Here is a 25,206-nt window from a genome sequence, read left to right as displayed (position 1 = left end):
ACAATGCGAAACCCTAAATGTATAGATATTTTTAGAGCTATTTTAAATAGCCCTAAAACTTCCATTTAAGCATGCGGTGCAATAGGCACTACATCTGGGATTAGATACGCAATCGCACTAATCACTACGCCCATAATTACTACAAAGATAATAGAGTATTTCACCGTGAATTTAAACAAATCACTCTCTTTACCCGCTAAGCCTACCGCCGCGCATGCAATGGCAATACTTTGAGGGCTAATCATCTTGCCTAAAGTGCCACCAACCGTATTTGCTGTTAAAGTTAGAACTTCAGGAATATTCAATCTTTGAGCGGTGAGTTGCTGTAAAGCACCAAATAAAAGGTTTGAGCTAGTATCACTTCCGGTTAAAAATACGCCTACCCAACCAATAATGGGCGAAAAGAAAGTGAACGCTTGACCGGTATGCGTGAGCGCCAGAGCTAAAGTAGCAGAAATACCGCTATAGTTTGACACAAACGCAAAGCTTAAAACTAACCCAATCGTAAGAATAGGAAAGCGCATTTCTTTTAAGGTCTCTCCAAATACCCCTACTGCCTCACTAGCCTTTACCCTTAAAACCATCATGCTAATAAGAGCTGCTAAGAAAATTGAAGTTCCCACGGTGTTAATTAAAGGGAATTTGAAAATAACTGCATCGCTTGGGTCTTTACCCTCCACTAAGAATGGTGCACTCTTAAAAATTTTATGGCTGATATTCTCAAACTCAAAATAAAAGTTAGAAAACGCTAACGCTCCACCCTCTTTAAACAAGGCTTTAAACCAAGGCTGAGTCCATAACACAATCGTTACAATCAAAATTACAAAAGGTGCCCAAGCAACAAAAATCTTGCACACATGGTGGTTGTGCTTAGTTGGCTCTACTTCCTTGCCATCACTTCTAAAAATATGCTTAGGTTGCCAAAACCTTAAAAATACTGCCGTGCATACTAACGATGTAATCGCTGAAATGATTCCGGGTAATTCTGGCCCTAAGTAATTAGAGCTTAGAAACTGCGTGATAGCAAAAGTGCCAGCGGCAATAAAAACAGCCGGAAAAGTCTCTCTAATCCCTCTAAAACCATCCATTAAAAACACAATGAAAAACGGCACAATCAAACTTACAAAAAAGAGGATTTTACCTGTCATAGCTGAAATCATAAGTGCTGGCACGCCCACTGCTCCTGCCATAGCCGTAATAGGAATACCCACCGCACCAAAGGCTACAGGAGCAGTATTAGCAATTAAACATAATCCAGCAGCATATAAAGGGCTTAAGCCTAAACCAACTAAAATAGCAGCAGTAATAGCAATAGGCCCTCCAAAACCAATAGCCCCTTCTAAGAATGAGCCAAAACAAAAGCCAATTAAAATCACTAAAATTCTATGGTCTAAAGTGATGGACTGAACACTTTCTTTTAAGATTTCAAAATAGCCTGATTTAACACTGAGTTTATATAAAAAAATCGCTGCAATGATAATCCAAGCAATTGGCCATAACCCATATAAAAATCCATAAACAAAGCTTGAACCTACCATACTTATAGGCATTTTATACACTAAAATAGCAATGATAGCTGAAAGCAATACGCTTAAAAAAGCTGCACTATAACCTTTTAGTTTAAACACAATCAATGACAAGAAAAACAACACAATAGGCAATACTGCTACTAAAGCACTTAACCAAATATTACCCAAAGGGTCATAAACCTGATGAAATTCAACAATGGATTGCACTTAAAGTCTCCTTATATCACACTCTTCACGCCCTAAAGCACAAAAACTCTCCCTAACTTTACAAAAGAGAGTATAGACCACAAGGGTAAAGAGAATCCCAATAATAAAAATTGCTAAAGCAACGATATATTTTACATTAAATCTAAATAATTCGCTCCACTTTACCCATAGAGACCCCATTACACTAGCATTAACAACACTTTTATTTTGCTTATCAATCTATTTATTCTCTTATAAAAGTAAATATAAGATGAATACCAAAGAAAGTTCCAATTTAAGGGGGCTATAACCTACAAAAAGACTAGATTTTCCAATTAAAAGTGTTACTAAATATCACAAGTAACAAAAATACTCAAAATAATCACTAAAAACAAATCATTAATTCTTTATCAAAAACTTATTAATTTTGAGTATCATTGCATACAGATACTGATAATTGAATTTTTAAGGAGCATTATTTTGTCTAAAGTCAATTTTTTTGCTACATGTCTAGGAACAGCCATTTATAGCAACGCATCGCTTAATGCTATCAAATTACTTCGTAAGGAAAATTTGGAAGTGATTTTTAAAAAAGACCAAACATGTTGTGGTCAGCCAAGCTACAACTCAGGATATTATGAAGAAACCAAAAAAGTTGCCTTACACAACATCAAACTCTTTTCTAGCAATGATTATCCTATTGTCTTGCCTAGTGGCTCATGCACGGGTATGATGAGACATGATTATTTGGAATTGTTTGAAGGGCATGCTGAATTTAATATGGTTAAAGATTTTTGTGCTAGGGTGTATGAGTTAAGCGAATTTTTGGATAACAAATTGCAAGTCAAGTATGAAGACAATGGCGAACCCATTAAAATCACATGGCATTCAAATTGCCATGCTCTAAGGGTAGCTAAGGTTATCAATAACGCTAAAAATCTTATTAGACAACTTAAAAATGTAGAATTAATTGAGTTAGAGAGAGAAGAAGAATGCTGTGGGTTTGGGGGGACATTTTCAGTCAAAGAGCCTGAAATTTCAGCGGCTATGGTAAAAGAAAAAATTAAAGATATAGAAAGCCGTCAAGTAGATATAATTGTTTCAGCGGATGCAGGGTGTTTGATGAATATTAGCACTGCTATGAAAAAAATGAGCTCTAAAACAAAACCCATGCATTTTTATGACTTTTTAGCTTTAAGACTTGGACTTTAAAAAAGGATTTTTATGGAAAAACATCATAGCGACCAAGAATACGAAGAAATTATTACTGACCAGCTAGGCGATAAGCAATTAAGAGAAAATTTACGCTCTGCTATGGATACTTTACGCACTAATCGTAAAAATCTCATCAAAAATCGCTACAGCGAATGGGAAAATCTAAGAGATTTGGGTAAGGAAGTCAAGCTTAAAATTCTTTCTAGGCTTGATGAGTATTTAGAATTATTTGAAAAGAATGCGACTAAAAACGGCTTTAAAATCCATTACGCAAAAGATGGTAATGAAGCCAATGAAATCATTTATAACCTTGCTAAAGAAAAAAACATTAATCGCATTTTAAAGCAAAAATCTATGGCGAGTGAAGAAATCGGCTTAAATCATTATCTAAAAGAAAAGGGCATTCAAGCCCAAGAGACTGATTTAGGCGAATTGATTATCCAGCTCATTGATGAACACCCTGTGCATATTGTGGTGCCTGCCATTCATAAAAACCGCAAGCAAGTAGGAAAAATCTTTGCTGAAAAATTAAATGCTGCTTATGAAGAAGAGCCTGAAAAGCTTAATGCTATTGCTAGAAAGCATATGCGTAAGGAATTTGAAAGCTTTAAAATGGGGATTAGTGGGGTTAATTTTGCCATTGCCAATGAAGGGGCGATTTGGCTAGTTGAAAATGAAGGCAATGGCAGAATGAGCACTACTGCTTGTGATGTGCATGTCGCCATTTGTGGGATTGAAAAATTAGTAGAAAGCTTTGATGATGTGGCAATTTTAAATAATTTGCTTGCTCCAAGTGCGGTAGGCGTGCCTATCACTTGCTATCAAAACATCATTACAGGCCCTAGGAAAAACGATGATTTAGATGGTCCTAAAGAGGCACACATTATTTTACTAGACAATAACCGCTCTAATATTCTAGCTGATGAAAAATATTATCGTGCTTTGTCATGCATTCGCTGTGGCACTTGCTTAAACCACTGCCCTGTATATGATAAAATCGGTGGGCATGCCTACCTTTCTACCTATCCGGGGCCAATAGGCGTAGTGGTATCACCCCAGCTCTTTGGTTTGAATAATTATGGGCATATCCCTAATCTTTGCAGTCTTTGTGGGCGTTGTTCTGAAGTGTGTCCTGTAGAAATTCCACTAGCTGAACTCATTAGAGATTTACGCTCTGATAAAGTGGGCGAAGGTAGGGGCGTAGTCAAGGGTGTGAAAGACATGCAACATAGCGGTATGGAAAAATTCTCTATGGAAATGTTTGCTAAAATGGCGAGCAATGGGGCTAAATGGCGTTTTCAATTAAAAATGGCTCAATTTTTCTCGCCTTTAGGCAAGCTTTTTGCCCCCATACTACCCTTAGTAAAAGAGTGGGCTAGATTTAGAACCTTACCTAATATGGATACAAGCTTGCATGCAAAAGTTCAACATTTAGAAGGGGTTATTTATGAGTAAAGAACTGATTTTAAACCGCATTAAAGAAGCTAGAGCTAAGCACACTATTAAGGGGGCAAACCCTGCTTACAAGAATATTATTAAAGTAGAGTTTGAAGATTTAGTAGAAGAATACAAGCATTTTCAAACCTTGAATAAAGCCGAAGTCATTGAAAGCACCAAAGAAAATTTAGAACAAGACATTTTAAAGGTTTTAGAAAGCTTTAAAAGCGAAAAAATCTTACACTCTACGGATTTAGATTTGAATTTTGAAGTTTTTAAGGATTTTTCTTTACAACCCTATGATAAAAAAATTGAAGAAATGCGAGAAGCCTTATTCAACATTGATACCGCTTTGTTGCATGGGGTTTGTGGGATTTCAAGTTTAGGGATTAGTGGGACAACTTCTTCTTTTGCAAGCCCAAGATTGCTCTCATTGATTACGACTAATTGCATTATTTTGTTAAAAAAAGAATCTATTGTGCGGAACTTAAGCGAAGGCATACAAGCTTTAAAAAATCAAAGTAAAGATGGCGTGTTACCTACAAACATGCTCTTTATCGGTGGGCCTAGTAGGACAGCTGATATTGAGCTGAAAACCGTTTTTGGAGTGCATGGACCACAAAAGGTCGCTATCATTCTTTATTAAAAAGGATAAAAATGCAAAAATTAGAAATGGGACAACTCGCCCCAGATTTTAGATTGAAAAATAGCGATGGCATAGAAATTTCTTTAAAAGATTTACTCCATAAAAAAGTGGTGTTATATTTCTATCCTAAAGATAACACACCCGGTTGCACTTTAGAGGCACAAGATTTTAGCGCTTTATTTAGCGAATTTGAAAAGAAAAATGCTATCGTGGTAGGCGTAAGCCCTGATAGTGCTAAATCCCATCAAAATTTTATTAAAAAATGCTCTTTAAATGTGATTTTACTCTGTGATGAAAACAAAGAAGTGGCTAATCTTTACAAAGCGTATGGCAAACGCATGCTTTATGGAAAAGAGCATTTAGGGATTATCCGCTCCACTTTCATTATTAATACGCAAGGTGTTTTAGAAAAATGTTTCTACAATGTCAAAGCTAAAGGCCATGCACAAAAAGTCTTGGAGAGTTTGTAGTTTGGCTCTTTTTTAAAGGGTTTTTAAATGCTCTCGCATTGTGCGTTGGCTCTTTATTTAGAATCTCGCTTTTTTATTTTTCATTTGATTAAAATTTTTTATTTCTTAAGGGGGTTTAGATAGAACTATGCCCCTAAGTTTTAGTAGGCTTTAGGGGGTAAAATTTAACACTATGAATTATCGTGTTTAACAAACATAGAAAAAGCTCTTCATTATACACTGAATTGTCTCTTTTTTGGATTAAGTTGGTGTTAAGGCGTCTCTCTTTATTTTGATGTTTTCAGCATTAAGCTCTTTTGTATTATTGTTATCACATAATGCCAAGCATAGTTTTGTTACGCTAATTAAGGGATTTCAATTTTTATTGTTTAAAAAAATAAATTTTTAGCTTGAACTTGAATACAAATTTTTAAAGAGCTTACCCCTATCTTGTATTAAAATAGGGGCTATTATCAAAATAAAATGCAATGAATTAAAAGGCTCTTATGAGCCATAGATTATTCGGCTAATTTCTTTAAGCGTTCATTTTCAGCGTCTTGTTGCTGTTGTTTTTGTTTGGCTTCTTTTTTAGCCTTATCTTCTTTTATAATTTTTTCAAGCTGGGCTATGAATTTTTCTCCCTGCTTTGATGATATATATTGCGCACTATAAAACTTTAAACCCACATCAGAAACTTTAAGAGCATCTTGTGCATATTTTTTTAAGGTTTCTTTACCATCAGCCATAGCGGTTATTTTTTTAGACAATTCTACGCATTTTTTTCTAACAGATGCTAGGTGTTCATCTCTTAAAGAGCTTATTGCCGCCATGCTACAAAAGCCTTCATAACCTCCGTATTGATTGACCTGTTTTTGAAATTCTTGAAAGCTAACCGAAGAAAGTTTGTGTAATTCTTTAATTGCATCATTATTCATATATGTGCTTGCTTTTAATGCTCCATAAAATATTGGCGAAGAGATAGCTATAGAATTTACAAAATCTTTAAAATCTTTTTCGTTGAAATTAGCATAAAATTTTGCATAATTCTTTTTAAACGCCGGTATAAAATCATTGTAGGCCTTAGCACAAGGCTCTTTTAAATTAGCTGGCATAGCTTTAATTGCACCTACTTGCACTAGAATTTCTTGTTTAGCACATTTGTTTAAAAGCTCTTTGTTTTCTACTTGTGGATACACAAATTCTGATGCCCCTAAATGGCTCAAACCTAATAACATGCTTATAGCTAAAAACTTAAATTTTTTCATTATTTCTCCTTATTGCAACATCTTTCTAATTTCATCTTCTTCTTGCTTGTTTTTCTTAGCCTTTTCTTCTGCAGCTTTTTTGGCCTTTATAGCTTTGGCTTTATTAGCTTGTTTTTGTTTGTATTTTTCTTTTAACCATTTAATTTGTATATCAAAACCGAACCCACTGTTATCATAAGGAGGACTAGTATAATATACTTCATGATTGGCATTCTCTTCAAGATAATATGCTGCCCTAAACTCCACTAATTTATCCTTGCTTAAAGGTTTAAAGCTTGGGTCGTTTAAATAATTGTCTAACTCTTTAGAAGTTTTCTCATACGCATCACTATGCTCTCTAAAATATGCTATTTTTTGCTCTACTTCAGCAATTTGAGTATTAAGCTTATTTTCTTTATCCACTTCTTTTTGCTCTTTAAGTCTGTCTTTTAACCAAGCTTTAAATTTGCTTAAATTACCATCAGCAGCGTAATAATTTTGGCATGTGGGTCTTATGCTAGGTTCATTTTGTGCATCCTTTTGTAATTGCTCATTGATAGCATCTAAGATGGCATCGCTTGTTTCTTTGTTGTATCCTTTTTCATACACGATTTTAAAATTGCGATAACCCTCTTTTTCTTTAATTCTTAATCCACTGCTACCATTTGGTTGAAAAGTTTTTTTAAACTTGTCAAAACTTTTATAGAGAAGATACCAATGCCCATCGCCACTACCTTCATCAGCATACCTAATCGCACACCTTAAATCCCACATGACTGCATTTTTGCTTTGCATATTAGCTTTAAATTCGGCTTCACTCATAGGCTTAAAGTATTGTTTATATTCTTCTACAAGCCTAGCCTCTTCTTGTGCTTGTTGTTCTTTAGCAATCTTTTCTTGTTCTAAGCGTTTCTTTTCACCCGCCTTATTAACGGCCATTCCAGCTAAACTTAATGCCGTATCACACCCTGCTAGTGAAAATGCCACTGCTAAACCTATTATTACATGTCTATATTTCATCTTATCTCCTTAAAAAATTAAAAATTTAAAACCTTAAAAATTACCTACAACCCTTTCTTGCTCTAATGATTTAATTCATTCTTGTTCCTTATTTGATTTGATTAAAAACTCTCGCATGTCTTTTATGGAAGCTTGCAATTCTTCATAGGTATATTTAGTGTTTTTGTTATTTTCTGGATGGTGGATTTGATGGCGGATAAAGGTGGATAAGTCTATAGCTTCTTTTTCTTCTTTATTTTTTTTAAGTCTAGTATAGATTTTTGTGCTATGTTTTTCTATAGAGAGTTTCTTATATTCATCCATTTTTTGGCACATTTCTATATGACCATAAAGCTCATTATGATAAGTCTCATCTCCTATATTAAACGCTAAGAAATTTACTTCACTTAAAAAAGCACCATTAGAACTAAAAGGCAATACCTGTTCTTCTAGTGTTTTAATATAAGGGTTTTTGTTGCTCACAATCCGTAAAGATTTTAAATCTAATAAACGCACAATAAAGGGCGAATGCGTGGTTAGAATTATTTGAGAGTTGCTTTCTATAAGAGATTTGAGAAAATCCACAAGCTTTTTTTGGTGTTCTAAAGATTGGGCGTTTTCTATCTCTTCTATGGCAAAAATAATTTTCTTATCTTTGGCTATATTTTGTGCTTGTGTGATAAAAAAGCTTAATAATACCAAACGCTTAATGCCAGAGCCTTTTTTATTTAAAGCGATTTGTTTGTCATCACATAAGGCAATATTTTTAAACACATTACTGTATTTTAATTCTGGCACATCTAAAAGCATAGGCTCTAAATCATTTAAAGCACTTTGGTGGATTTTTTTCAAAATCTCTAAAGCATTATAAATAGGCTTTTTTAAGGCATTTTTTATAGAGTTATTAACTTCCTTGAGTTTTTTACGCACTTCTTGATTTTTAGCCAAAAAATCTTTAAGGGCTAAGTTAATAGGATTTTGGACTTCATTATTATTATCATCACTCTTTCTATCACTCACAAATAAACAATACAAAGGAAAATACTTTTCAAGCAATTTGTATTTTCCTTTTATTTCTGTATTGTTAATAAGAATTTTTCTAAGAGTTTTTTTATTATTATTATCTTTAGTCCCAAAAACCTTTTTAATGTTTAAAAAGGTTTTATTCTCTTTATTTTCAAATGAATCTTCATCTAAAAATTCTTTTAATTTACCTAACAACTTATCGCTAATTTCAAAAGTTATACCAATCTCTACTTCTGTGTTTTTATTTTCTATATTGGCATCGTTAGAACTAAATTTTTTTGAGTCAAAGAAAATATCTAAAGCTTCTAAAATGCTAGATTTTCCTCTATCATTTTTACCTACAAAAGTTGTTAAATCATCAAAATTGACACTAACTTCTTTAAAGCTTCTAAAGTTTTTAAGGCTTAGACTAGCTATATTCATTAAACTTCCTTATTTAGTTTTATTTGGTAAAAAATGCACAATAAAATTGAAATAAAGGCGTGTCAAAGTGCCAAGTGGAGCTTGTTGTATAAAAAATAAAGACTGATTGCTAAAAAAGAGACTTTTTCTTAGGCTAACTAAGAGAGAGAGAGAGAGAGAGAGACAAATTTTTGATAATAGTTTGCATTTCCTTTATATGACTACCCTTTCATCAATTCCATTAAATGTGTTGTCTAGTATTGTAAAAATTCTTTCCTTAAAAACATATTAAAAGATAGCTTTTTAAAGAGTTTTAGCCAGCTAGAACAATCCATAAAATTTCTAGCTTAGCTTAAAATCTCAAAATACCCATCTACCTCAACTAAACTTTAAAATTTTAGGTTAAACTAGCGACTGAAATTCCTTGATTGAATAGAGATGAAAACACATTATGCGTAACACGATTTTATTTGGCATTTTAATGATGTTCTTGGCTAATTTATGCTTTGGCATAATGAGTGCGTTTGTTAAAATCACAGCCGATTATTTTTCCCCTATGGAAAATGTGTTTTATCGCTCTGTTTCTATGCTGTTATTATTACTACTTATTTATCCTTTCAAGCCCTATCGTTTGAAGAGTTACAAAAAAGGCGGTTTTAGAAAACTTGCTTTTAGGGTCATTGTGGGGGGGTTAGCAATGCTTGCCTTTTTTTATAATATTGAAAAAATTTCACTTGGCACAGCGACAGCATTTTCGCAAAGTGCGCCTATTTATACGGTGCTACTCTCTTATTTTATTTTGAAAGAAAAGCTAAGAATGAGTGCGTTAATCTCAGCTTGTATAGGGTTAGTAGGCGTTGTCTTAATCTCAAATCCAAGCGTAGAAAATTTAGGGGCTTTTGAAATTCTTATGGGGATTTTAAGTGGGGTATTTGTATCCTTAGCGTATGTAACTTTGAGAGATTTAAGAGAGTATTATGACAAGCAAGCCGTGATTTTAGCGTTCGCCTTTGGCATGAGTTTGTTAGGATTAGTGGGCATGTTTATTAATATTCCTTTTTTATCTACAGGCATTCATGCGCCTAGATTAGAAGATGTTTTATGGATTTTTTTAATGGGACTTAGTGGGACTTTAGGGCAATACTTTTTGACTTATGCGTATATGAATGCTCCTGCTGGCATCATCGCCCCTATTGAATACACCCGCATCATCTGGGGGCTATTATTAGGGCTGTATTTAGGCGATAAATTTTTAGATTTTAAAAGCTCTTTAGGAGTGGTTTTGATTTTATTTTCAGGCTTACTCATTGCCTTGCCCGCTCTTTTAAAAGAATTAAGAAGTTTTAAAAAGAAATCTTAAATGCAACTAAGCCCTTTACAAAGCACACTTTTACATTTAAGCTATTTCTTGCCCTCCAAAAAAAGGTTTGATTTAAGCGATTTGGGATTTATTATTGTAGCTTTTTTAGTCTTGGCTTTAGGGTTATTGATGAGTAATGGAATTTCTATTAGCTATAACGAAGCTAAGGATTTTTTTTATGGTAACGCTTGGTTTATTAAAATCGCTCAAAAAAGCACCGAAATTTTAGGTCAAAATGATTTAGCCTTAAGACTGCCCTTTTTGATTTCTCATCTTTTAAACATGCTTTTAATTTATCTTATAGGGCGAAAGATTTTAAAAAAGCCTAAAGACGCTCTTTATACTACCTTAACTTACGCCTTATTACCCGGAGCTAATCTCTTTGCGATTTTATTGTCTAAAAGCGTGTTTGTGCTTAATCTTGGGCTTTTAATCAGCTATTTGTATATTAAAACTCAAAAAATCCCTTATTTAATCCTTAGTGCTTGTGCGTTTTTAGATAGCGCGTTTCTCCCCCTTTTTATAGGGGTTTTAGCTTATACTTTAAGGATGCGTTATTTTAAAAGCTTGCTCTTTGCTTTTATTTGTTTGGGCGTGAATATTGCTCTTTTTAATGGGAGTTTTAAGGGCTTGCCTAGTGGGTATTTTATAGACACTTGTTTGGAGCTTATGCTTTTATATTCACCCCTATTCTTTCTCTACTACCCCTACACGCTTTATAAAGCCCTTTTTCTTAAAAAGCCATCGTTATTAGCCTTTATTAGTGCGAGTGGCTGGCTTTTTCCTTTGCTTTTAAGCATGCGTCAAGAGATAGATTTAAAGACTTTCGCCCCCCTAGCTTTGATAGGCTTACCCTTATTTATTCAAAGCGTTTTAAGCAGTCTTAGAGTGCGTTTAAAGGAATTTAGGGGGCGGTATTATTTACGCATTTTTAGCCTGTATCTTTTAATGCTTACTGAAACGCTGTTTTTATGGGGAAGCAAGGTTTCTAACGCTAATGAAAGGTTGCTAAATCGGCATTTCTTAGCTAAAGAAATCGCAACAGCCCTTCAAGTAAGGGGTATCCATCAAATTCATACTGATGATAAACAGCTCGCTCTAAGGCTCAAATTCTATGGTATTAAGGAAGGGGGGAAACTAAGACTTATTAACACCAAAATTTCTAAAAAACGCCCTGATATTGAAATCATCTATGCAGATAAAATCCTGCAATCCTATAGTTTGGTGCGAAACTAAATGGATAAGTGCCTCGCTGTTTTAATAGATAGCAACCCAAACTCTAGCCCAAGACCTTATCGCTTAATCAAAGCTTTAAAAGAATATTATCATTTATATATTATCGCTCAAGAAAGTTTCAATAATAGTGTTTTAAATATCAATTATTTGCCTTTTAAAAGGCTTAAAAATTCAAGTGAACGCTCCTTAAAAGAACAAGAAAATCTAAAACTTTGGTGCGAAAAAGAAGAGTTTGAAAAACTGATTTATACCAAAGAAAGAGAGATTATTCCCACGCATTTAAATAACGCCAAGCATTTAGATGCCATTATTGTAGAAAATATCACGCTCTTACCCTTTGCTTTAGACTATAAGCTTAAGCATAAACACACTAAAATTTTAATTGACTTAAGAGAATTTTACCCTTTAGAATACGCACAAAATTTATCATGGAATAATGGCTTAGGAAAATTCTTTAACTTTTTATGCCAAAAATACTTGCCTTTAGTGGATTATGCGTTTTGTGTGAGTGGAGGCATTGCTAAACTTTATCAACAACATTTTAATTTAAAATGCGATATTTTATTATCCTTGCCCCCCTATTATGACTTAGCCCCTAAAGAAACTAACCCTAAAAAAATTAAAATCCTTTATCATGGCTTAGTGAGTGAAGACAGACATTCGCTCAATCTTTTAGAATTTGCCAAGCTTTTAGATAAGCGCTTTTCTTTAAGTATTCTAGCTAAAAGCCATTCGCCTAAATTTTTAAAAACTTTTAAAACTTTAGCTAAAGATTGTGTTAACATTGAAGTTTTAGAGCCTATCACTATGCAAGAATTAATCCCCTTTTCTAATGATTTTGATATAGGCATCATCACTCTACCTAATAATAATACTAATCATTTGCATGCTATGCCTAACAAATTTTTTGAATACTTACAAAGCCGATTGGCTATCCTATCTACTCCCTTAATGGATATTCAAACTTTTTTAAACACGCATAAAATAGGGCTTACTAGCACTGATTTTAACCCCTATAGTTTAGCTCTAGCTTGTAACGCTCTCACATTCACAGAAATAACTGCTTTTAAACATAATGCCCATAAAAAAGCTTTAGAATTTAGCCTAAAAACTAATCAAAGAAAACTTTTATTTTTATTTAAAAACTTGTTTTAAAAAGCATTTTATCTAAAAAGCGATAAAATACACCCTAAGTAAAAATATAAAATATGCGAGAAAAATCATGAGACTTAAACTAACCCATGTAATGCATGTGAGTAATAAAATCGCTAACGACTTTGTGCGTTCAGAATTATTAGAATTAAAAGCCCCCAGAGAATTATTGTGTGAATTGATAGAAGAAATTTTGGAAAAAAGCGTTAAAACAGAAAATGCCATAGACGAGCAAGCACGAGAACTTTTAGAAGAAAACACTGATGAAATAGAATTTATGCGGATGGACGAAAGGCAACTCTTTTGGATGATTAAAAGACAAATCGCTCAGAAAGTTGGCTTTCATTTGTCTTGGGAAGATAAGTGCAGTGATTTATCGCACCAAATTTTAAATAAAATCTTAGATGAAGATTTGATTATGTTTAGCGTGAGTGAAAATTTGATTAGAAATTTGATTTACAAATCCATTGACACCTATTCTAAGATGTATGAGAGCATTGAAAGTGAAGTGCATGAAAAAATTAAACATTACAAACGCAAACTGCCCGTGGGAAGTGATGAATACGAGCTAGTGTTTGAAAGGTTGTATGAAGAAGAATTAAGGCGTAAAGGCTTTTTATAATGGTCTCTCTCTACTTAGAAAACGGGCTTTTTTTACAAGCTCAAAGTTTTGGAGCTAGTGGCACTCAAATAGGCGAGCTTGTTTTTAACACTTCTATGAGTGGTTATCAAGAAGTTATCAGCGACCCTAGCTATAAAGGGCAATTTGTGGTTTTTAGCATGCCAGAAATTGGCGTTGTAGGCACTAATCTTAAAGATAATGAATCCCCCTTTTTTTGTGCGGGCATTTTGGTGCGTCATTACAACGAATTTTTTTCTAACGCAAGGGCGAATCTCAGCTTAGGCACTTATTTAAAAGAGCGAAATGTTTTAGGCATTAGTGGCATTGATACAAGAAATTTGATAAAAACCTTACGCAACAATGGATGCTTGATGATGGTAGCTTCCACCATAGAACATGATAAAAACAAGCTTAAAGAGATTTTAGAAAACGCTCCTAAAATTTCTCACACCCCATTAGTTTCTAAGGTTTCTACGCAAGAAGTCAAAACACACAAGCACACTACTTTTGATTTCAAAACCTTAGATTACAAGCCTTTTGATGAAAAAATGCCGCATAAAACTATCGCTGTGCTAGACTTTGGGGCTAAAGGCAATATTTTAAACGAGCTTCAGAGCGTAGGACTAAAAGCTCTCATTTATCCGCATAACACTCAAGCAACAGAACTCATCAAAGCCTATGAAAAAAAAGTTATTAATGGTATTTTTCTCTCTAATGGACCAGGTGATCCCTTAAGCCTAAAACAAGAAATTGAAGAAATCAAGCAACTAATTCAAGCAAAAATCCCTATGTTTGGCATTTGCTTAGGGCATCAATTACTCTCTATCGCACAAGGCTATCCTACTTATAAGCTAAAATTTGGTCATCATGGGAGTAATCACCCCGTTAAAAACCTAGAAACAAATGCCATTGAAATCACCGCACAAAACCACAACTATTGCGTGCCTGAAGAGATTAAACAAATCGCTACTATCACACACCGCAATCTTTTTGACAATACCATTGAAGGCGTGCGTTATATTAATGCTCCCATCATTTCTGTCCAGCACCACCCAGAGAGTAGCCCTGGTCCTAAAGAGAGCCATTATATTTTTAAGGAATTTGTGAAGTTATTAGAGAAGTTTTAGGAGGAATAGAGAATTTTGAGTGGCTGTAAATATTGTAAAGAGACAAAGCAGGAGTCATTTGAATACCAAAAGCACCAATTAAACATTTACAAACTTCTTAAAGATGAACAGTCTGGCTGGATAGCAAACTTTCAAAGACTCTATCTCCAAGCTTTAAGCGTTCTTATTGTTGCTCCCTTAGGGATATTATGGACTTTATGGACAAACGCTGATAAATTGAGTTTAGAAACAATCTATTTTGTCATAGAGATGGTGCTTATTTTTATTGCTGGGTTTGGATGGCTTGCCACAGGAAAAGCTCAAAGAAATTTATACATCAAATCTTATTGGCGTTCTAAAACCTTACAAACATGCCTTACACACCCTAAATTAAGTTTGAGAGATTTGCTTACTAGTGAGGAAAGAGAAAAGAACAAAAACAGACTCCTACCCCAAGAACCACTAGCAATAGACCAAACAAGCGTAATGCTCTATAAAAATTGGATTGCTGATTTTATTATTTTTCCAATATATTTTATAGCCTTGTTCTTTTTGCCACTCATCGCATGGCTTAATAGCACTAATATTGAAATGATACCAATACTATTATTAGCAAGTGCAACAAGTTTTATACTTGCTTTTATGGCCAATGGAATTTCAAATGAGCCAAAGATTGAGAAAACCAGTTTTTATGTATCTCTTTTTTGCAGTTTGGCTGTATTTCCAATTGCATTCTTTGTTAGAATAGAAGTCCTTGTCATAACACATCACAGTAATGATTGGTCTGAATGGTTGTGGTTTTCTCTTTATCTTGTTTCATTTTTACTTTGTATTGGTATCATCTTAAGCGAAGAAAGAACCACAAAAGAGATGTTGGCTAATTTTTTGGATAAAACTAGAAAAATTAGTAAAAAATTTGAACAAAATAAAAAAATCAAGAGAAAGAATTTGCTAACAAAATCAGTCTTTCATTTTTGTATGCGAACAAGAAAATTTTTTATAAAATTAATTTGGAATATTGTATTTATTATGCTTGTAAGTTTTATGTTGTTCATTGTCTTTTTTCTATTTGAGCATTATCAATGGGAAAATTATCAAATTCTATCTTGGATTCTTGTTTTCATAATTCTCTTACTCTTTATAATGGTATATTTTTTTACTAATAGAATATTAAAAAATATAAAAATGCAAAAGTATGTGCTTAGAATATTATTGTTTTTTTCCATACTCCTTTTAGGCTTACTTTATGTATGTTTTCCATATCAACAAGAGCTTGAAAGACTATTCTTTTTTGGAGAATTACTAATGTTATTTATGCATGGAAAAAAATAAATATTGAAGCTCTCTTGTTATTAACTTTTGCATTTTGTATATTTTATACCGTTTTATCCTTTAGAATTAAAGACAAAGAGAAATTAAAGGAAATAACCATATCAATGTGCTTGACATTTGCTTTTGTTTCTTTGATCATTGCTTCTTGTTTTTTTATGTTTGCAATCTCAAAGCACGAAAAACCATTTGAAGAATTTAAAACTATTCTTAACTTCTTTCCCAAAAAATCTCCTACCAACCAAAATTCTTGCAGTAAATGCACTCAATTATCAGAATGCTTAGCAAATCCTAAAAACTAGGATTTCTAACCTAAATCTAAAAATTCCACCCTAAAATCCCTGAAAATTGACTATAATACACATAATCAAAAAAGTTTTTTAATATTTAAACTCATACTGCAATCAAATATTTATAACAAAGTCTTTTTAGTAGGTTAAATCAAATTTAGCATAGGAATTTAATTTGCAGCAAGTATGGAAATTCTTAATCCCCAAACTGAGTTTTAAAAATATAGTCATAGTCATTTTGTTTGTGGCTTTAATTGTTTTAGGCGTTTGCTTTTTTATCTTTTACAAAAACGCACTCATAGAAAGAGAAACTTGTAAAATAGGCGTGAATTTACAAAATGAAGCCTTAAAAAAGCAAGAATTAGATGTTAAAACCTACAACAAAGAGTATTCTAAAACCAAAAAACAAATTGAGAAAAAGTATTCTAAAGCCCAACAAGATAAGCAAATTGAAAAAGAGACTAAAGACGCTACTCCTACAGATAAGGAACTCAAAAAAGTTGAAAATCTCATTGAGACTTTTAAAAAAGAAGACAAAAAGTAACATTTTTTCAAATGAGAGCCTTTTTAAAACTTTTTTCAATATCAAGTATCAAGGAACTACCATGTCTAAAACCGCCTTTCTTTCTCTCTTAACTCTTTTTGCTCTCTCGGGGTGCTATAGAGTGTATAAGCCAGTATATATCCCTACCAAATGCGAAATTGAAATGCCTACACGCCCAGCACTCTCTAGCACAGAAATCAGCGAAAACATGAAAGCCTTACTTGTCTATACAGAGACTTTAGAAAAGGATTTGCAATTTTGTATTAAAGGCACTTCATCAAAGTAAACAAACACAAAATGAGCTAATTCCTTAAAAAATTAAGTCTTTTTTCTTTTTCTTTGTTAAACAATTTTTCTTTTCTTCCACAAGCTTTTTTATCGTTTAGAAAAGAGCATAATTCATTGCAACTTTTCAAATACCCTCCTTTACAAGACTCTTTAAAATAACTAAGAGCAAGCCCATAGAAAGTGTTTTCCTGACTGAATAATCTTTTGATTTCATTACCCCTATCCTTTAATTCCTTTTCCTTTATACAAAAATCTTTTTCTCCTAAAACACACACTTTTTCGCAACCTTGGAGATTCCCTAATTTACAGGATTCTTTAAAACTATTCAAAGCAAACTCATAAGAAGAATGATTTTCTTCACCTAGCTTGTATAGTCTACTACTATTCTCTTCTTGCTCATTTAATGATTGATATTTTTCACAGGAACCCTTATCGCCCAACGAACAAACATAAGAACAACCATCCACGCTCCCCAAATCGCATGCTTGTTTAGATAAATCAATCAAAATCTTATTGCCCAATTGATATGTTTTATATCTTTCTTTATTCCATTCTCTCAAAAGCTTTTCTTCCTCACAAGAATCATTATCTTTCATTTTTGTAAGCTTTTTCGCAACTTTGGACATGCCCCAAATTGCATGCTTTTTTGAAATAAAATAAAGCATGCTCGTTAGAGAGTGGCTTTAAACCAATATATAGATTGTATTTTGAAAAATAATATTCTTGTAATTCTCCAAGCCTATAACAATCCCCCTTAAAATGTGAATTACTTCTCATGCATCTCTCTTTTAAAAAAGAAGCAGGGTTATGAAAATCCGTAACATCACCCCACTCAGAACAGCTATTGACTAAATTATTGTTTTTATAAAGGATATCATCAAGGGCACACATTTCTTTAAAATAAGAGTTAGCTTTTTCTACACTCTTTTTAACGCCTTCTCCATAATAATATTTATACGCCAATCTCCTATACGCTCTAATGTCCCCTAAATCCTTTGCCCTTTCATAGCAATTAAGTGCATCTTGACAATACTCAGACATTCCTTTATATTTAATAAGCTCTTTTTGTTCATGTAAAACCGCCACATCTCTACCATTTCTCTTTTTATATTCTAGTGTGAGTATCTTTTGTTTCGGAATACCTTCATTAAACTCATAAAAAACCACCCATGTAAAGATAGCCTTCAGCTCTTTTTTCAGGGTCATTTTCAGCTATTTTGTGTTCAGCATTTTTAAAAATAATATCAGCATCAATAGGTGTTTGGGGCGTAACCTCACTAATATAATATTTACGACATTTCTTGTCTGCTTTAGGCAAAACAATCACAACACCAACAATTACCAATACAAATAACACAAACCTTAAAACCATTTCAATCTCTCCTATTTGTTTGTTGTTTGTCAGCCACTAATTCTTTTAATCCATATAGAACAGCAAAAGTCCAAAGAATAAATACACCTAAAGACACCCATTTGACCGTTTTTATGGGGTCATTTTTGGCATATAGAACATCTCCAAACAATTCAATCAATGGGATAAAATCTACTATTGAAATTTGAAAGAGCGATAAAATAATCGCACTATACAACCAAACCCACCACAAACAAGCACTAAGAATCCCCAAAAAATATTTTTTCTCTCTAAAAAAGAGTAAAAAAGGAAATAATATCTTTGCAAAGATATTATTAAAAGAGTATCTTAACCTTAGAGTCAGAGCTAAAAACAATCCAATATAGGGTATTAAACAATACAGATAGTAAAAGTGTTTGTAATTGATAGATATACAAGAAATAAATCCGTAGCATAGGATACATAGAAACCAAAGAATATTATTAGAAGCTCTTAACAATAAAGATTTAATGGGTTTGAATGCTTGTGTTAATATGTTTTTTATCCAATTGTCTAATTTTTGTAATTTTTTAGGAAAAATAAAAGTTATAAAAAATAGTATAGGAGGTAAAAAAATAGTCATATATATAAGCAAAGGTTTATCTTTGGCTATTTGTTCTATAGGAGTTGGTTTTAAAAAATCAGTCAAATAGTTTATATGCTCACCATTATCTATTGTTTGCTCTAAAAGATATGTAATTATCACAAAAGAATAAAAGAGATACGCAAATATAATTAATCCTAAAATCAAATACCCTAAAAATCTAAACGATAAAAAAGATAAAAGAGTTCTAAATTCTGGGCTATATTGTTTGCATTTTCTATCTTTATATTCCTCATTTCTTTTGTCTTTCAAGTAAGTTGACATTTTGCTTTCTTTATTACAAATATAAAATAAAGAAAGTTTTTCAAATGATATGCGAAAAACAATACTTTTTAAATTCTTAGCAAGTGTCTTTTTTACCAAATACTCATCTCTATAATCACAACCAATCCTATTGAATATTTCAAAAGCAATGCTTAAAATTAAAAAAGCCAAACCAACTACAAAAATCATTACAAAAATGATTTCATATTGTTTTAGTAATTTTGTTTTATCAAGCACTACATAAATAGATTTTACAGCAAACCATATATAACCAATTATAGACACATAAAACAAAATTACCAAACGCTTAGCTTTTTCTTCCATCTTAGAGCTTTCAGACTCTAATTTCTTATAGATTTCAAAATTCTGCATACCACTAATCTTGCTAGAAACTTCGGCTATATTATTATTCATTATGGCATTCCTTAAATTATTTTTACTATCATTTGTTTCAGATTATAACACTATCAATATTTTAATCTAAAAATCAAACTAGAAAACCACTTATTGAATATTTTTTACTGATTTTACAAACTTAAAAGATTTAGCCACTCAAACACCGCTTGATTTTTCATCAAACGATATTGTAAAGATAATAATAAAAGCGATTTATTTCTTTTTTAAAAACGCTCTAATTTTAACACCCCTAATAATCCCTCCACATTCAACCCTAGCCCTACGCTTAAATTACCGCTTGAACTTTTAATATAGGGCTTATGAAAATCTTCTAATCGCACACAACCAGCACTATTTTGCCATAAGTTACTTTCTAAATATTTTTCTATCTCGCTAGGATTAAACGCCTTTAAACGCACCCTAAAGCTAGAAAAGTCTAGCCATTCTAGTGTGGGAGTAATTAAAGCTGAGCAAGTTAGAATCTCTATTTCATGATTACTTTGAAGTTTTAGAAATTCAAGGGCTTCTTGCTTGTTTTTAGCTTTTCTTTGCATGTTGTTATTCACGCTCACCACGCTATCAGCCACAACCACAGCACAATTATTTTTAACTAGCTCTCTTGCTTTTTCTAATTTACCCTTACATGCTAGATAGACAAACTCTCTAGGGTCTGTTACATTCAGGCTTTCTTCATCAAAGTCTAAGGCTTTTTGTTTGAACTTAATCTTACACTCTTTTAAAAGATTAGCCCTAGAATTAGATTGAGAGCCTAAAATAAGTTCCATGCTATTTCTCTAAGGCTTTTAAAGCGATATCTTTAGCTAAATCAACCGCTTTTGGCAATTTCTCTGTATCTTTACCCCCAGCACTAGCAAAATCATCTCTCCCGCCCCCTTTACCCCCTAGAATTTGTGCCACTTCCATAGCCCACACATTCGCCTTTAGCGGGGCGTTTTTCACTCCGCATGCTAGGCTTATGCGTTCATTATCTTTTTTAAACACCATAGCGAGCAAATTCTCATGCTGATTTTTTAATCTATCAATAACTTCTTTCACATCGCCATTTTCAATTGCACCCACAACCACACTTGTGTCATTGATGTTTTCAATGGGCAAGTCAATATGAGTGGGGGCTTTTTGAATATTCTTCACACTCTCTTTAAGCTTGTTAATGCCAGCGATTAAATCATTGTTTTTGAGTAAAATCTTAGCGTTTTTAAGCTCTTTATTTTCGCTCTTAGCTAACTCAAAAAGGGCTTTCCCACACACCGCTTCAATGCGTCTTACCCCACTACTCACGCCACTTTCTTTTATAATTCTAAACCCACCAATGAGTGCGGTATTTTCCACATGAATACCCCCACACAATTCAATGGACGCTTTTTCAAAGCTCACCACCCGCACATTCTCAGCGTATTTTTCACTAAATAGAGCCAACGCCCCCTTATCTTTAGCCTGATTTAAAGGCATATGCTCCACTTGGCTTTTTAAGTGCTTAAAAATTTGAGCATTGACTAAATTCTCTACTTTTTCTAACTCTTCTTCACTTAATGCTTTGGAATGCGAAAAGTCAAATCGTAACCGCTTGGATTCTACCAAACTCCCTGCTTGATTGACATGTGAGCCTAAAACTTCTCTTAATGCGCTTTGTAATAAATGCGTCGCACTATGGTGTTTGGCAACTTCAAAGCGTTCATCACTCACTTTTGCGATTAAATCTATGCCTTTTTTAAGGGGTTTTTGAACTTTGAGAAGTGAAAAATTAAGCCCAAAAAAGTTCTTCGTATCTAATATAAGAGCCACTTCTTCATTCTCTTTTAAAAGCACGCCCTTATCTCCTATAGCTCCCCCACCTTCTGCATAAAAAGGCGTTTTTTCTAACAATGCCCAGACTTCTTCTTTAGGGCTAATCTCTGTGATTTCTTTAAATTCGCTATCAAAAAAACCTAGTGCTTGAGTAGAATACTCCATTACTTCATACCCCACAAATTCATTAGGCTTATAAGTGCTTAAAATGGTGCTAAAATCAGCGTTGTTTTGCTTGCCTTTCCATGATGCTTTAGAGCGTTCCACTTGCTCTTGCATGCAACATTCAAAGCCCTTCATATCTACGCTTGCCCCACAACTTCTTAGCATATCATTGGTTAAATCTAAAGGAAATCCAAAGGTATCATAGAGTTTGAAAGCGATTTTTCCATCAAAGATTTTATTTTCATCTAAATGCTTTAAAGACAAATTAAATAATTCCATGCCAGATTCTAAAGTCTCTAAAAAACGCTCTTCTTCTTCAAAGCACTCTTTCATCACATTTTCTTTAGACTCTTTTAAATACGCATGAATACTAGCAAATTGCTCGCACACCACGCCCACGATTTTGTATAAAAACGCTTCTTTTAAGCCCATTAAATACCCATGCCTTAAGGCTCTTCTTAGAATGCGTCTTAGCACATAACCACGACCTTCTTTATTAAAATGCACCCCTTGAGCGAGCAAAAACGCCACCGCTCTTGCATGATCAGCCACCACTCTAAAGCTTGGTTGAAACTCGCTAGTATATTCTAAGCTTGTAAGCTCGCTAATTTCTTTCATTAAAGGCGCAAATAATGAAGAATCAAAATTATTGAGCTTGTTTTCTAAAAGAGCTTGCACTCTTTCTAAACCCATGCCTGTATCAATGCTAGGTTTTGGCAAGGGCGATAAAATGCCATCACTAGAGCGTTCGTACTGCATAAACACTAAGTTCCAAATTTCTAAAAACCTATCACCTTCGCCCCCAAAATAATCTTCACTACTTTTAAAGTGTTTTTCGCCTTGGTCTATATAGATTTCACTACAAGGCCCACAAGGCCCTGTATCGCCCATTTGCCAAAAATTGTCTTTATCGCCCATTTTTTTGATTCTATCCACAGAGACAAATTTTTCCCATAATTTAAATGCCTCATCATCTTTTTCATGCACGCTAATATATAAATCCTTAGGCTTAAAACCTAAATTTTTGGTTACAAATTCCCATGCATTGCAAATTGCCTCTTCTTTGAAATAATCTCCAAAAGAGAAATTCCCTAACATTTCAAAAAGGGTGTGGTGTCTTGCGGTATAACCCACATTTTCTAAGTCGTTATGCTTACCCCCTGCTCGCATGCATAATTGTGAAGAAGTCGCTCTAGGCACTGAGGGGCGAGGCACAATACCTGTAAAAATATCCTTAAATTGCACCATTCCTGCATTAGTGAAAAGTAAGGTGGCGTCATTAGGCACTAGGGGCATGCTAGGATAAATCTCATGCCCCTTACTTTTAAAAAATTGTAAAAATTCATTACGAATATCCATAAAATTCCTTTTTGTGTGTGTTTTTAAAACGCCTTTTAAGGGTTTTTAACTGCTTTTTGCCCTTTTAAGTTACTTTTTTAAAAAGATAGTTTATTATACACCACAATCCAAATTAAAGGAGAAAACCATGTTTCATGAATTTAGAGAAGAAATCAATGTGTTAAAAGCGAGTAATCCGCATTTTGATAAGATTTTTGAACAACACAACCAGCTAGATGATGACATCAAAACCGCTGAACAGCAAAATGCTGATAGTGCAGAAATCAATCAAATGAAAAAACAAAAATTAAAGTTAAAAGACGAAATCCATAGTATGATTATGGAGCATAAAGAAAAGCAAAAACCTAAACATGTTTGAGGCTAAGCAATCTTCTAAAGGTTTTAGAAATACATTCAAACGCTTTTTTAAAAGCGTTTTTGCTTATAGCCTTAAACTAAACCCACTTGCTTATTAAATGCAGTGGGTTCTTTTTTTAATATTTTAACTTTTTATACAACTAGGTTTTACTCTCTTAAAAATCCGTATTCATAGACTTTGGGCTGTAATTCTTTGGCTAAGTCTTTTAAAGCGTCTTGTAAATTAAAATAAAGCTGTTTGTAGTATTCATCTTTAGCTTTTAGGGGTGGGTTTAACTTGCCTTGTGCGTTTCTGCCTTGAAAAAATTCTTTAATATCATACAAGCTTACATTAGCGTTATAGGCGTGGTTAGTGAAATCTTGTGAATGGTAATATTTATAAATCTCTTTTCCTGCGTTAAACACATTTAGGGCAGTTTCGCTAAATTCTAGGGGTTTAATTTCTTTGTTTAGCGTTTCAAAGAGATTGTTATTCTGTGTTTGTTCTTGTAATTTGCCCTTTAAAAAATCTAATAACACATGGCTAGTGTATCTTTCTTTGGCATTGACTTCTTGTTCGCTAAAGGGTATGAAGTGGTTTGTTCCTTGAGTGGTAGTAATGCGGTTTTTTCCATGAAAAAGCATAAAAGTTAGGGAGTTATGTTTAAACTCGCTATCACTTTGGAATGCGTCATCATAAGGGGCGTAAAATTGGTCGTTGTGGTTAATCCATGTGTGTTCGAACACACGCCTAACTGAAAAATAAACTGAGAAAAGCAAAAAATTATTCAAGGTTAATTCATAACAATAACGCTCTTGTGGTTTTGACAAAAGCGAAAACTTACTATTATTTTGAAAATCTGTTGGGTATATAGAAAAATAAGCTAAACATTCGCTTTTTTTATCCCTAAATAAACTCAACCACTGATTTAAGCTTAACGCCTTATCTAAAATCGGCTTAAAAATCTTTAGCCCTAAAAATCCGCCGAAACTATCAAACACTTCTAAGCTAACGGAGTTTTGAAGTTTTAAGGGGTTTTGTTGTAGAATTACACTACGCCCCATAGTTGCATTATGGGGCAAATCCATTGTAAAGGAGCAAGTTATGTCTAACTCACATAACAAACGCTCTTCTTTAGAATTATACCTTGAAATTTCTTTTTCTTGGTTTAAAATGGTGTTTTGCATTAAACGCTGATTTCTAAGAGCGTCCCTAAGCCTTGTGCTTAGGGGTTTCCTTGAAGTAGATTTGCCTGTAACTTTTGGGGCGGTTGTTGATTTTTCTAATTCTTTTAACAAATTTTCTAAGCTATACCATTGAATGATTTTAAAATCTTTAAGGAGATTTTTAGCAGATTTTCTTTGTGTCCCCTTAGTTTTCGCTAGGCTTGGGAGACACATTTTGCCACAAAGGAGTGTTTATGTCTAAACATGACAAGAACTCTTGGCTAGTAGTATATCTTAAATTCTCTTTTAAGAAGTTTTGAGTTAGAATTTCACTCTGCCCCTTTGAATTAGTCAGCTTAGGGGCAGAAATATTATCCTTATAGGAGTTTATCATGTCTAAACATGGTAAAAACTCTTGGATAGAATTATACTTTGAGTTTGCTTTTTTTTGGGCTTAAAGTGGTTGTTTCACTGAAACGACAGCTCTCTTTATGAGTTTCCCTAAGCTTAGGCTTAGGGTTTCTAAAGGATAAATTTGATTTTTCTAAGGTATCCCACACTAAAAAGCCGGGAAATTGCCCTTTAACATTATCAAACGAGTCTGCTGGCACTATAAAGTCTCAAAAAATTAAATCCTAATCACACAGCAATAAAAAGTG

The 25,206-nt window shown here is 33.4% G+C and carries 24 protein-coding genes and 1 pseudogene; 13 read left to right on the top strand and 12 right to left on the bottom strand.

The features are described 5' to 3' along the window. Positions 1-65: 65 nt before the first annotated feature. Positions 66-1,727 carry an L-lactate permease gene (locus C6H25_RS01575; protein WP_104747753.1) on the bottom strand — a complete coding sequence of 554 codons (1,662 nt, stop codon included), beginning with the start codon at positions 1,725-1,727 and terminating at the stop codon, positions 66-68. A gap of 468 nt (positions 1,728-2,195) precedes the next feature. Here C6H25_RS01575 and C6H25_RS01565 point away from each other — a divergent pair, with 468 nt between their 5' ends. Genes C6H25_RS01565 through C6H25_RS01550 form a run of 4 tightly spaced genes read left to right on the top strand, consistent with a single transcriptional unit; the run spans position 2,196 to position 5,483 of the window. Beyond that, positions 2,196-2,927, top strand: coding sequence for a (Fe-S)-binding protein (locus C6H25_RS01565; RefSeq protein WP_104747739.1), 732 nt, complete (start codon positions 2,196-2,198; stop codon positions 2,925-2,927). A 12-nt stretch (positions 2,928-2,939) separates the two neighbouring features. Further along, complete coding sequence (locus tag C6H25_RS01560; RefSeq protein ID WP_104747738.1) at positions 2,940-4,385, top strand: LutB/LldF family L-lactate oxidation iron-sulfur protein; 1,446 nt, start codon at positions 2,940-2,942, stop codon at positions 4,383-4,385. Beyond that, on the top strand, positions 4,378-5,013 hold the full coding sequence (locus C6H25_RS01555) for a LutC/YkgG family protein (protein ID WP_104747737.1): 636 nt from the start codon (positions 4,378-4,380) through the stop codon (positions 5,011-5,013). The genes C6H25_RS01560 and C6H25_RS01555 overlap by 8 nt, the downstream gene beginning before the upstream one ends. A gap of 11 nt (positions 5,014-5,024) precedes the next feature. Then, entirely contained in the window at positions 5,025-5,483 is a 459-nt protein-coding gene (locus C6H25_RS01550) for a peroxiredoxin (protein ID WP_104747736.1), read from the top strand. 497 nt (positions 5,484-5,980) lie between these two features. Here the strand turns inward: C6H25_RS01550 and C6H25_RS08550 are convergent, their stop codons facing one another. From C6H25_RS08550 to C6H25_RS01540, 3 genes are all read right to left on the bottom strand, one after another. Continuing rightward, the gene (locus C6H25_RS08550) at positions 5,981-6,727 is read right to left on the bottom strand and encodes a hypothetical protein (protein ID WP_158653849.1); all 747 of its coding nucleotides are present in this window, start codon (positions 6,725-6,727) and stop codon (positions 5,981-5,983) included. A gap of 9 nt (positions 6,728-6,736) precedes the next feature. Next, positions 6,737-7,726, bottom strand: a complete 990-nt coding sequence (locus C6H25_RS01545; protein WP_104747735.1) for a hypothetical protein — start codon at positions 7,724-7,726, stop codon at positions 6,737-6,739. 75 nt (positions 7,727-7,801) lie between these two features. Further along, positions 7,802-9,154 carry an ATP-dependent nuclease gene (locus C6H25_RS01540; protein WP_104747734.1) on the bottom strand — a complete coding sequence of 451 codons (1,353 nt, stop codon included), beginning with the start codon at positions 9,152-9,154 and terminating at the stop codon, positions 7,802-7,804. A gap of 430 nt (positions 9,155-9,584) precedes the next feature. On the opposite strand from C6H25_RS01540, the gene C6H25_RS01535 reads away from it, so the two are divergent. The 6 genes from C6H25_RS01535 (at position 9,585) to C6H25_RS01510 (ending at position 15,941) form a co-directional block, all read left to right on the top strand. After that, positions 9,585-10,493, top strand: coding sequence for a DMT family transporter (locus C6H25_RS01535; RefSeq protein WP_104747733.1), 909 nt, complete (start codon positions 9,585-9,587; stop codon positions 10,491-10,493). Further along, on the top strand, positions 10,494-11,729 hold the full coding sequence (locus tag C6H25_RS01530; protein WP_104747732.1) for a glycosyltransferase family 39 protein: 1,236 nt from the start codon (positions 10,494-10,496) through the stop codon (positions 11,727-11,729). Beyond that, positions 11,730-12,884 (top strand): capsular biosynthesis protein, encoded by a 1,155-nt coding sequence (locus C6H25_RS01525; protein WP_104747731.1) that lies wholly within the window; start codon positions 11,730-11,732, stop codon positions 12,882-12,884. 67 nt (positions 12,885-12,951) lie between these two features. Beyond that, positions 12,952-13,503, top strand: a complete 552-nt coding sequence (locus C6H25_RS01520) for a DUF507 family protein (RefSeq protein ID WP_104747730.1) — start codon at positions 12,952-12,954, stop codon at positions 13,501-13,503. After that, on the top strand, positions 13,503-14,630 hold the full coding sequence (gene carA / locus C6H25_RS01515; RefSeq protein ID WP_104747729.1) for a glutamine-hydrolyzing carbamoyl-phosphate synthase small subunit: 1,128 nt from the start codon (positions 13,503-13,505) through the stop codon (positions 14,628-14,630). The genes C6H25_RS01520 and carA overlap by 1 nt, the downstream gene beginning before the upstream one ends. 15 nt (positions 14,631-14,645) lie before the next feature. After that, positions 14,646-15,941 carry a hypothetical protein gene (locus tag C6H25_RS01510; protein ID WP_104747728.1) on the top strand — a complete coding sequence of 432 codons (1,296 nt, stop codon included), beginning with the start codon at positions 14,646-14,648 and terminating at the stop codon, positions 15,939-15,941. Between the two features lie 43 nt (positions 15,942-15,984). Here the strand turns inward: C6H25_RS01510 and C6H25_RS08545 are convergent, their stop codons facing one another. Further along, positions 15,985-16,164 carry a hypothetical protein gene (locus C6H25_RS08545; RefSeq protein ID WP_158653848.1) on the bottom strand — a complete coding sequence of 60 codons (180 nt, stop codon included), beginning with the start codon at positions 16,162-16,164 and terminating at the stop codon, positions 15,985-15,987. A 239-nt stretch (positions 16,165-16,403) separates the two neighbouring features. On the opposite strand from C6H25_RS08545, the gene C6H25_RS01500 reads away from it, so the two are divergent. After that, positions 16,404-16,772, top strand: coding sequence for a hypothetical protein (locus C6H25_RS01500; protein ID WP_104747726.1), 369 nt, complete (start codon positions 16,404-16,406; stop codon positions 16,770-16,772). Positions 16,773-16,833: 61 nt separating this feature from the next. Beyond that, on the top strand, positions 16,834-17,058 hold the full coding sequence (locus C6H25_RS01495; protein ID WP_104747752.1) for a hypothetical protein: 225 nt from the start codon (positions 16,834-16,836) through the stop codon (positions 17,056-17,058). A 16-nt stretch (positions 17,059-17,074) separates the two neighbouring features. Here C6H25_RS01495 and C6H25_RS01490 read toward each other — a convergent pair whose 3' ends face one another. From C6H25_RS01490 to alaS, 6 genes are all read right to left on the bottom strand, one after another. Beyond that, complete coding sequence (locus C6H25_RS01490) at positions 17,075-17,686, bottom strand: hypothetical protein (RefSeq protein ID WP_158653847.1); 612 nt, start codon at positions 17,684-17,686, stop codon at positions 17,075-17,077. Continuing rightward, complete coding sequence (locus C6H25_RS01485) at positions 17,646-18,227, bottom strand: SEL1-like repeat protein (RefSeq protein WP_158653846.1); 582 nt, start codon at positions 18,225-18,227, stop codon at positions 17,646-17,648. Before C6H25_RS01485 ends, C6H25_RS01490 begins: the two co-directional genes overlap by 41 nt. Beyond that, positions 18,214-18,432: a hypothetical protein gene (locus C6H25_RS01480; RefSeq protein ID WP_104747723.1), complete on the bottom strand. Its 219-nt coding sequence runs from the start codon at positions 18,430-18,432 to the stop codon at positions 18,214-18,216. The genes C6H25_RS01485 and C6H25_RS01480 overlap by 14 nt, the downstream gene beginning before the upstream one ends. Before the next feature lies 1 nt (position 18,433). Further along, complete coding sequence (locus C6H25_RS01475; protein ID WP_104747722.1) at positions 18,434-19,732, bottom strand: hypothetical protein; 1,299 nt, start codon at positions 19,730-19,732, stop codon at positions 18,434-18,436. A 206-nt stretch (positions 19,733-19,938) separates the two neighbouring features. Further along, positions 19,939-20,499 (bottom strand): septum formation inhibitor Maf, encoded by a 561-nt coding sequence (gene maf, locus C6H25_RS01470; RefSeq protein ID WP_104747721.1) that lies wholly within the window; start codon positions 20,497-20,499, stop codon positions 19,939-19,941. A 1-nt stretch (position 20,500) separates the two neighbouring features. Continuing rightward, positions 20,501-23,044 (bottom strand): alanine--tRNA ligase, encoded by a 2,544-nt coding sequence (gene alaS / locus C6H25_RS01465; protein WP_104747720.1) that lies wholly within the window; start codon positions 23,042-23,044, stop codon positions 20,501-20,503. A 127-nt stretch (positions 23,045-23,171) separates the two neighbouring features. Here alaS and C6H25_RS01460 point away from each other — a divergent pair, with 127 nt between their 5' ends. After that, on the top strand, positions 23,172-23,402 hold the full coding sequence (locus tag C6H25_RS01460; RefSeq protein ID WP_104747719.1) for a YdcH family protein: 231 nt from the start codon (positions 23,172-23,174) through the stop codon (positions 23,400-23,402). Between the two features lie 146 nt (positions 23,403-23,548). On the opposite strand, the pseudogene C6H25_RS09055 reads toward C6H25_RS01460, so the two are convergent. Next, positions 23,549-25,164, bottom strand: a pseudogene (locus C6H25_RS09055) (hypothetical protein); the annotation flags it as partial. Positions 25,165-25,206 lie beyond the last annotated feature (42 nt).

Origin of the sequence: Helicobacter cetorum, from assembly GCF_900198405.1 — a bacterium.
Classification (GTDB): Bacteria; Campylobacterota; Campylobacteria; order Campylobacterales; family Helicobacteraceae; genus Helicobacter; species Helicobacter cetorum_C.
The sequence above is the reverse complement of the archived record's forward strand: the minus strand, read 5'-3'. Positions and strand labels throughout refer to the sequence as shown.